This window comes from Actinoalloteichus spitiensis RMV-1378, assembly GCF_000239155.1.
GTDB lineage: Bacteria > Actinomycetota > Actinomycetes > Mycobacteriales > Pseudonocardiaceae > Actinoalloteichus_B > Actinoalloteichus_B spitiensis.
In genome coordinates, this window is record NZ_AGVX02000154.1 from 1 (window position 1) to 9,964 (window position 9,964).

2 protein-coding genes and 1 pseudogene are annotated in these 9,964 nt (G+C 71.2%); 2 read left to right on the plus strand and 1 reads right to left on the minus strand.

Going from position 1 to position 9,964, the window contains the following annotated elements; genetic code table 11:
* The coding region (locus ACTIDRAF_RS0208215; RefSeq protein ID WP_026065897.1) for a type I polyketide synthase at positions 1–6,825 on the minus strand (6,825 nt) is incomplete at its 3' end.
* A 1,000-nt stretch (positions 6,826–7,825) separates the two neighbouring features.
* Here ACTIDRAF_RS0208215 and ACTIDRAF_RS0208220 point away from each other — a divergent pair.
* A pseudogene (locus tag ACTIDRAF_RS0208220) lies at positions 7,826–8,182 on the plus strand (transposase); the annotation flags it as partial.
* A gap of 525 nt (positions 8,183–8,707) precedes the next feature.
* Positions 8,708–9,964 (plus strand): glycosyltransferase family protein (locus ACTIDRAF_RS27830; RefSeq protein WP_016698254.1); only part of this gene is annotated, 1,257 nt, incomplete at its 3' end.

Here is a 9,964-nt window from a genome sequence, read left to right on the forward strand (position 1 = left end):
CGCCGCCCCCAACAGCGGCAGCCGGTCGACCGGCTCGGTGGCCGCCGCCGAGGTCAGCCCGGTCAGCAGGTTGACGTAGTGCTCCGCGAGCCGCCGCATGGTGCTGGGGAGGAAGAGGTCGGTGTTGTACTTGAAGACGCAGTGGAAGCGGTGTTCGGCCTCGTCCTCGTAGGCGGAGAGGGTCAGGTCGAACTGGCCCTCCTCCTCGGGGAGGTCGATGTAGTCGAGCCGGTAGCCGTACTTCTCGGTGGCCACCCGGTGGACGAGGAGGATGAACATCGCCTGGAACACGGCGGAGCGGCTCGGATCGTGCTGGAGGCCGAGCTCGTCCACCAGCAGCACGAAGGGGTACTCCTGGTTGTCGAGCCCGTTGAGGACCGTGGTGCGGACCCGGTCCAGCAGCTCGGCGACGGAGGGTTCTCCCCCCAGGTCGACGTGCAGCGGCAGCGGGTTGACGAAGTACCCGTAGACCGAGGAGAACGCCTGCTCGGTCCGCCCGGTGACCGGGCTGCCCACGATCACCTCGTCCTGCCCGGAGTGGCGCTGGAGCAGCAGGTAGTAGGCGGCGATGAGCACCACGAAGACCGTGACGTTGTGCTGCCGGGCCAGGGCGTGGACCCTGGCGGTGAGGTCCTCGTCGAGCGTGAAGAACTCCGACGCGCCGTTGTGGGTCTGCACCGGGGGCCGGGGCTTGTCGGTGGGCAGGTTGAGGATCGGCACCTCGGCGGGCAGGTGGTCGAGCCAGTAGTCGCGCATCCGGCGCGCCTCGGCGCTCGCCAGGAAGCGGTTCTGCCAGTTCAGGAAGTCGAGGTACCGGGCTCCGACGGGTCCGAGTCCGGCGGCCGCGAGCAGGTCGGCGTCGGCCGTGCTCCGCCCGGAGGCCCGCATCGTCTCGTAGGTGGCGAGCAGCTCCTCGATGAAGGTGAAGGTGGAGATCGCGTCCGAGATGATGTGGTGGACGGCCTTCATGATCAGCCACCGGTCCGGCCCTCGTCGGAAGAGGCGGAACCTGATCAGCGGGTCCCGCTCCAGGTCGTAGGGCCTGCGGTACTCGTCGATGATCATCTGGTAGATCTCGGGCCACGCCGTGTCCGCCACGTCGAACAGGGCGACGTCGGCCTCGCCGCGCGGGGCGACCCGCTGCACGGCCTGCCCGTCCCGCAGCACGAAGTTGGTGCGCAGGCTGGGGTGGCGGTCGATGAGCGCCCGGACCGCCTCGAACATGAGTTCCGGTTCCAGCTCGGTGCGGACCTCCACGGCACCGCCGATGTTGTAGGCGAAACCGTCGGGGTGCAGCTGCTTGAGGAACCACAACGCCTTCTGGTTCTGGGTGAGGGGGTACTCGCCCTCGTCCTGGTACACCTCGATGACGGTGGCGTCCGGGCCCTGGTCGCCGTCCTCGGCCACGAGGTCACGGACCTGGGAGTGCAGGCCGTCGAGCAGCTCCTCGATCGGTGAGCTGCTGAGCAGGGCCACCACCGGCAACGCGACGCCGAGTTCGGTGTGCAGCCGGGTGCGCAGCTCCATCGCCAGCAGGGAGTCCAGGCCGAGGGTGTTCAGGCTGGAGTCGGGTTCGACCTGGTCGGACCGCACCCGCAGCACCGAGGAGGTGATCTCGGTGAAGCGGGCGCCGAGCAGGTCACGTCGCCGGTCCTCGTCGGCCGCGCGGAACTCGTCGAGGAAGCTGCTGGTCCCGGCGGCGTCCCCGGCGCCACCGGAGGCGGCCAGCTCCGCGACCAGGGGCGGTGGCGTCGTGTACCAGGCGAGGAACACCGGCCAGTCCACCACGGTGGCGACCAGCAGCTGGGCCTGGTCCAGGCCGAGGACCCTCTCCAGGACGGCCATGCCGGCTTCGGGGGTGAGCGAGCTCATCCCCCGGCTCACCCGGTAGTGCTCGATCAGTCCGAGTTCCTCGATCATGCCGGTCGCCCACGGGCCCCAGTCCACGCTGAGCGCCGGAAGCCCCTGGGCCCGGCGGTGGTGGGCGAGCGCGTCGAGGAAGGCGTTGCCGGCCGCGTAGTTGCTCTGCCCCGCCGTGGTGAGCAGCGAGGCGATGGAGGCGAACAGGACGAAGTGTTCGACCGGGTCGTCGAGCAGGTGCTTGTGCAGCAGGTAGGCGCCCACGACCTTGGGGTCGTGCACCGCGTCGAAGGTCTCGCGGTCCATCTCGGGCAGGAGGGTGTCCCTGACGTGACCGGCGAGGTGGAAGGCACCCCGGATGGGCGGGGCGCCGCTGCGGCGGTGCTCGACCAGCCAGGAGGACAGCGCGTCCTCGTCGGTCACGTCGACCGGGGCGATGACGGGCTGCGCGCCCAGCGCCTCGAGCTCACGCACGAACCGGACGGTCTCGGCCTCGCGGGTGGACGGGTCCAGTTCGCTCCAGCGGGACCGGTCGGGCAGCGTCCTCCTGGCCACGAGGACGAGCCGGCGCGCCCCTCGGCGGACCAGTGTCCGGCACAGCAGCCGTCCGAGCGCTCCGAACGCTCCGGTGACCAGGTAGCTGCCATCGGAACGGAGGCGGGGCGGCAGCGGTCGGGTCAGGTTCTCGGGCTGGCGCAGCCGGTTGGTGTACCGCAGGTCTCCGCGCAGCGCGATCTCGTGCTCGTCGTCGACCGCGAGTTCCCTCAGCAAGGCCTCGGCCTCGGCGCGCGGACCCGCCCCGGTGCGCGGGCCGGCCGGATCGAGGTCGACCAGTTTGCCCCGGTTGTCCACCAGTTCCTGGTACCAGAGCACGCGGGCCACGCCCCAGGAGGGCGCGCCCAGGGGCTCGACGGCCTCCTCGGCGTGCACCGGCTGGGTGCCTCGGGTGACCACGTGGAGGCGGGCGGTGGACCGCTCGTCGGTCAACGCCTGGCCGAGGGCGAGGAGGGTGTAGGCGCCGAGGCTGGTGTGCTCGGCGAGGTCGGCCCGCCCGGTGTCGGCGAGGTGGGGCAGGTCGAGGTTCCACAGGTGGACGACGGTGTCGAACCCGCCGTCGGCGGCGGTGTCGGCCAGCAACGCGCGCAGGTCGGCCCGGGACCCGGGGGCGACCGTGGACTCCGGTCGCTCGGCGCCCAGCGTGTAGCCCTGTCCCGGGCGCACCAGGTGCGCGTGCCCGCCCCGTTCGGTGACCAGGGCGGCCAGGCTCTCCCCCAGCCCGCCCTGGTCCGCGAGGATCAGCCAGTTCCCGGGCACCGGAGAGGGCTCGGCGGTCGTGGCGTCGTCCTCCCGGGGGGCCTCGACCCAGGTGGGGGTGGCCAGCCAGCCGTCGATCGTGGACACGCTGACGGCGGTGGAGGCCTTCTCGACGTCGGCGGCGCGGAACCCGCTGACGCGGCCCAGCGGGGTGCCGTCCTCGGTGTAGAGGTCGATGTCGCCGACCAGGTCGTCGCCGTCACCGGCGACCAGCCGGGCGTGTGCCCACAGCGTCCGGTCACCGACGGGGTCGACGCGGACCTCGCCGATGGAGAGGGGCAGTCGGATGCCGGTGTCGAGTCGTTCGGCCTCCCCGCCCAGCACGAAGGGGGTGAGCAGGGTCTGGAAGCAGGAGTCGAGCAGGACCGGGTGCAGGTGGTGGTCGGCGGCGTCCGCGCCCAGGTCCGGGGTGGGCCGGATCCGGGCGAGCGCCTCACCGGGCCCGATCCACACCTCCTCGATGCCCTGGAAGGCGGGACCGTAGTGGTAGCCGGCGGCGGCCAGACCGGTGTAGCAGGCCGAGGCGTCCAGGTGCTGGCGCGCCCGGTCACGGACGACGTCCACGTCGAGGGTGGAGCTGAGGCGTCGGCGCTGGCCGGCGCGGACCACCCCGGTGGCGTGCACGGTGGGTTCCGCGCCGGGGTCGGCGACGGTCGCGATCCGGAACTCGGCTCCCGAGGAGGAGAGGGTGAACTGGACGGTGCGGACCTCGGAGTCGGGCAGGAAGAGGGCCTTGCGGAGCTCGATGTCCGCGACGGCGGCCTGCGCGCCGCCCGTCAGCGCGTGGACCGCCTGCTGCGCCATCTCGACGTAGCCCGCGGCGGGGAACAGCGCGTTGCCCTGGATGCGGTGGTCGTCCAGGTAGGGCATGGTCTCCACGTCGAGCCGCGCCTCCCACGTCGGCTCGGCGTTGGCGGTGCGGCGACCGAGCAGCGGGTGGTCGACCTCGCCGAGCCGGATCTGCCGGACCGGCTCGGGTTCCACCCAGTAGCGGTCGCGCCGCCACGGGTAGCGCGGCAACGCCACGGTCGTCCCGGTCGGGTAGGCCACCGACCAGTCGACGTCCACGCCCAGGTTGTGCAGTGCGGCGAGGGACTGGGTGAACCGCTCGACCTCGTCCTCCTGCCGCCGGATCGAGGGGATCGTGCGGCCGTCCACCCCGCGTTCACCGAGGCATTCCCTGATGGAGTGCGCGAGGACCGGGTGCGGGCCCAGCTCCAGGAACACGCTGTACCCGTCGGCGGCCATCTGGTCGATGGCGGCGCGGAACCGGACGCTGTCCCGGACGTTCTTCCACCAGTAGCCGGCATCGAGCTCCGTGCCGTGTGCCCGCCCCTCCTCGCCGGTCAGGTAGAGCGGGAGGCTGGCCGGGCGCGGGTCGAGGTCGGCGAGGGAGGAGAGGAGGTCCTCCTTGATCGGGTCCATGCGGGCGCTGTGGTAGGGCACCCGGACGGTGAGGAACTTCGCGAAGATCTGTTCGTCCCGCAGCGCGTCGGCCAGTTCGGCCAGCGCGTCCTGGTCGCCGGCCAGGGTCATCCCGGTCGGGCTGTTGACGGCGGCGATCGAGACCCGGTCGCCGTAGGGGGCGACCCGGCGGGCGGCCTCCTCCTCGGCCAGGCTGACGGCGAGCATGGTGCCGGTGCCGACCAGCTTCTGCTGGAGCCGGGACCGGTGCACGGCGATCCTCGCCGCGTCCTCCAGGGTGTAGACGCCGGCCTCGTAGAAGGCGGCGATCTCCCCCGTGCTGTGGCCGACGATGGCGTCGGGGTGGACGCCCCGGGATCTCCAGAGGGCCGCGAGCCCGACCTGGACCGCGAAGTTCGCCGGTTGCGCCAACCAGGTCTCGGCCATCCGGGAGTCGGACTCGGCGGCGTTCATCTCCTCGATCAACGACCAGTCGGCGAACCGGCGGAGCGCGGCGTCACACCGTTCCACGGCCTCGCGGTAGACCGGCTCCGACTCGAAGAGCTGGCGGCCCATCGCCCACCACTGCGGCCCCATGCCGGTGAACACCCAGGCCAGCCGGCGGTTCCCCTCGTCCCGGCACTGGTCGACGAGCAGGTGGGGGTGCGCCTCGCCCCTGGCGAACTCGGCCAGTCGGTCCTGGAGGGACTCCCGGGTCGAGTAGACGACCGAGAGGCGGTGTTCGAGGTGCTGGCGGCGCCGCGCGAGGGTGTAGCCGAGGTCGGCGAGGGCGATGGGGTCGTGGTCGTCCCGCGCGAGTTCGGCCCGGATGTTCTCGGCGAGCTCGGGCAGCGCCTCGGGGTCGCGGGCGGTCAGGGGCAGGATGCCGAACGCGCCGGGCGACGGGCGCTGCGCCCCGGACGTGCGGACCGGTGCCTCCTCGAGCAGGACGTGGGCGTTGGTGCCGCCGAAGCCGAAGGAGTTGACCCCGGCGCGGGCCGGCCCCTCGTGTTCCGGCCAGTCGGTGACCTCGGTGGGGATCTCGTAGGGCAGGGAGTCGAGGTCGATGGCCGGGTTGACGTGGTCGAGGTTGATGTGCGGTGGAATGGTGCGGTTCTCCAGGCACAGGACCGTCTTGATGAGACCGGCGATCCCGGCGGCGGACTCGGTGTGCCCGATGTTCGTCTTGACCGAGCCGACGTAGCAGCGCGTTCCTGGTGCCCGGCCGACGGCGAGGGCACGGCCGAGCGCGTTGGCCTCGATCGGGTCCCCCACCGGCGTGGAGGTCCCGTGCGCCTCCATGTACTGGAGATCCCCCGGTTGGATGCCCGCGTCCGCGCAGACGCGTTCGATGAGGCTGATCTGGGCGTCCGGGTTGGGGACCGTGATGCCGTTGGTCCGCCCGTCCTGGTTGACGCCGCTGGCGGTGATGACCGCGTGGATGGGGTCGCCGTCCCGGATCGCCTCGTCGAGGCGCTTGAGCGCGACCACTCCGACACCCTCGGCCCGGACGTAGCCGTTGGCTGACGCGTCGAAGGTGCGGGACCGGCCGTCCGGCGACAGGAACCCGCCCTTGGTCTCGGCGATGGTGTACTGGGGGGTGAGGTGCAGGAGGGTGCCGCCGGCCAGCGCGAGCTCGGACTCACCCCGGCGCAGGCTCTGGCAGGCCAGGTGCACCGCCACCAGCGAGGAGCTGCACGCGGTGTCGATGGAGACGCTGGGCCCCCGGAAGTCGAAGCAGTAGGAGATCCGGTTCGACACCATCGTCATCATCGTGCCGGTCGCCGTGTGCGCGGCGAGGGTCTCGAAGCTGAGGTCGGCGAACTGGAGGATCTTGTAGTCGAGGGTGAAGGCTCCGACGAAGACGCCGATGTCCCGACCGGCGAGTTCGCCGGGGCGTTGCCCGCCGTCCTCGAGCGCCTCCCACGACACCTCGAGCAGCTTCCGCTGCTGCGGGTCCATGTGCTCGGCCTCGCGCGGGCTGATCCCGAAGAAGGCGGGGTCGAACTCGTCGAAGCCGTCGATGTAGCCGCCTCGGCCGCCGACCAGGCGTCCCGGCTTGGCCTTGTCGCGGCTGCCGAGCGTGCGCACGTCGTACCGGTCGGCTGGGGTGTCGGTGATGCAGTCCTTGCCGGCCAGCAGGTTCTGCCAGAACGTCCGGTAGTCGGAAGCGCCGCCGGGCAGCCGGCAACCGATACCGATGATCGCGATCCTGTCGCCGGTTGGGGCGTTACCTAAGTCCGTCACCGTGAAGTCCTCGGGTCGTGGCGCCGTGTTCCCCATGACGGCGCCGGGGAAGATGTGGGCGTGGGCCGCCCGCGCTTCGTTCGGGCAGCCGGACAAGGTCACCGGCGCGGCGGCCGACCGGAGTCAGTGGCGCCGGGACCTCGAACACGCTGTGGGCGGGCCGGGAAAGGGGTACGCGGAACGCCGACGACCGCCTTCGACGTCGAAGGAACTTGCGCTCCGAAGCAAGGACTCCGGAGGCGCAGCGGTCGCGGCGCCATCACTCCCAGGTGCCCCACAGCACCGCGTCGAGGCGTGAGCCCCGGCGCGTCACATGGGAGATCAGGTAGGAAACTGACCAACAATCGTGTGCCACTGGTTGGGCTAGCTACTACTCCCTGCGAGTTACAGACCGTGTGAACCATTTCTGCGCAGGCATAGTCCCACACGGACAACCAGCTGCACAATTGGGCTATACACAATCCACAACAATGCACCCGTTAGGGGGATCAGGGGGTAACTTATTTCCCAGTCGACAATCGACGCCCCGGACGCGGACGAGGTTTACCCGCCCGACGGGTACGTCTCAATTGGTGTCGTGCCGCACCAGCCCGGACTCCCGCTTTCTCGACCCCAATACCAAGGGGGACACCCCCCGGAATGCGAAGCGCCATCACATCCAGCGCGCCCAAATCCGCCGCCCGCGCACGACCGCCAGCCACGATCCGTCGACGCCGTTCCTTCACCCGGGCGGCGGCTGTCCCGCAAGACCAGCGACCACGTACGGTTACCCCGAACGGGGCCATGATCCGCCGTGCCGCACGGCCACCGGTCGACCCTTGGACGGGGTCTCGGTGACGTGCGGTTCCGACCTGCCCGCACACCGTCGTGCGCCGGCGGCCGGCGCCACCCCCTCCCGGTGCCCCAGCGCCGCCCGCCGTGGACCCCGGCGAGATCGCTCCACCCCACCACGCTCCCCTCCCACCATGCCCACCGACAGACATCAGGAGTGCCCGTGAACGTGCGTGACCCCAAGGCCGCGCCAGGAGACCTGGCCCAACGCCTGGTGCCCGACTGGCTGTGGGAGCTGGTCGAACCGACGCTACCGACCCCGAGACCCCGTCCGCAGGGGGGCGGCCGGGCCCGGGTCAACGAGCGCGCCGTTCTCACGGCGATCGTGTTCGTCCTGACCAGCGGCTGCGCCTGGCGTGACCTCCCGGCGTCCTTCTCGGTGTCCGCGCCCACCGCCCACCGCCGTTTCCAGGAGTGGTCGAGCGCCGGGGTGTGGCGACGCCTCCAGGGCGCCGTCCGCCGGGGAGAACTCGACCGGACGGAACGGGTCTGGGCACGGAGCGTGCTCGCGGCGGCGGCAGTCCGACTCCCGGCACGGGCGGAAACCGAACTACTGGTCAGGAAATGACCCCCGCGCCACCCGGGAGTGGACGGACAGCACCCGAACCGACGAAGAAAATTTCCGAATTCACCTGACTAGCGCGCTCCCCGTCGACGCCGCCCCGGCCGACAGGACACCCGACCGGGTTCCGCTCCCCCGCTCCCCCTTCCGGGGACCCGGACATCTCGGTTGGCGGAGCCCGAATCCACTCCACTTCCTGGCACTATTCGGCATCCGCCCACCGAGGATCCCGGATCCCCCGAATATCGTCACCGCTCCGACCAGTCACGCCAACGACCACATGAGACACCACTTATTCGCCGCTGGTCTCTCCCCCGAAACACGCTCAGCTGAGCGCCATTGTCAGCGACGTTTACCAACGTTAGCCTGCGATCCGTCGTGTTCGGCAGGAGAACACGTCGCGGACGACCGGGGACCGGGTCCGCGAGGGAGGACGCCGGTGGCTCGTACCGGAGTGTCCCGGACGAGGAACGGCGGTGTGCGTACTCGATGATGCGCTGGGGTCTGGTGTCGGGTGACGGCCTCCCGGTGAGCGGGCTGCTCACCGTCTTCCGGAACGTCGTGGACCACGCGGTGGACGACGGCGTGCTGCACACCCCGGTGGCCGCCGACCTGGGCTACTCGTGGCGGGCGGACAAGGCCGACCACTTCCCCCGGGGCCTGGCTGGTTCCCGCTACCCCCACTGGCTCACGGTGACCGACGCCGTTCCGGTGAAGTGGGAACGCACCAGGCTGATGGCGGAGCTGACCGACATCCGCCTCGCCGTCGCCAGGGCCGCCACCCTCTCCGGCCCCGAGATCCAACGGCTGCGCGAACGGATCGACCACCTCGCCGGCCCCTACGAGGAGCACTTCGCCCGGTGGCTGTGCGAGCACGACATCGACTGGGTGATCGCGGTCAACCTGACCCTCTCCGACGCGGTGCCGGTGAACCTGGCGCTCCGACGAGCGGCCGCCCGCCGCTGGGGGAACGGGCGGCCCGGCGGTGTCCTCTACTGGGACCACGACCTCTTCGGCAGCTGCGCGATCCCGGAAGGCGACGCCCGTTTCTACCCGCCCGCCCCCAACAGCCTGACGCCGGTCCCCGGTGAGCTCCCGAGCGACCGGTGGGCGGTGGTCACCGAGGACCTGGCCGAGGAGGCCGCCGGCTACCCCACGACGTCGCGACCCCGGATCACCCCCAACGTGCTCCCGGTCCTGCCCGAGTCGCCGGAGGTGGAGGCGCGTCATCGGGAGTTCCTCACCGAGAACGGCCTGACCGGCGACCAGCCCGTCATCCTGGTTCCCGTCCGCCTGTTCCGGGTCAAGGGTGTGGAGATCTCCGTCTCCGTCTTCGCCGAGATGCTGTCCACCGCCAGGGATGCGGGACGTCCGGATCCGGCGTTGCTGGTGTTCGGGAGCGTGGAGGAGGACCCGCCCTACGCGTCCGAGGTCCTCGACCACGTCCGCGCTCTCGGCGTCACCGGGGCCGTGCGCTTCCTCGACGGAGTACCGCTCACCAGCCACCGGGAGCGCGCCGGCTGGCGGCTGGACGAGATCGACCTGCTGAGGATCTGCCGGGCCACCGGGGGTGCCGTGCTGTTCACCCCCAACCTGCCCGACGTCGAGACCGTGGGGTTGGGGCCGGCGCTGGCGGCCCTGGCCGGCGTGCCCTGCGCCGTCACCGACTACGACGCATTCACGTCCGTCTACCAGGGTCGGGTCAGCTGTGTTCGGGTCGATCCGGCGGCTCCCCGTGGCGCGGCG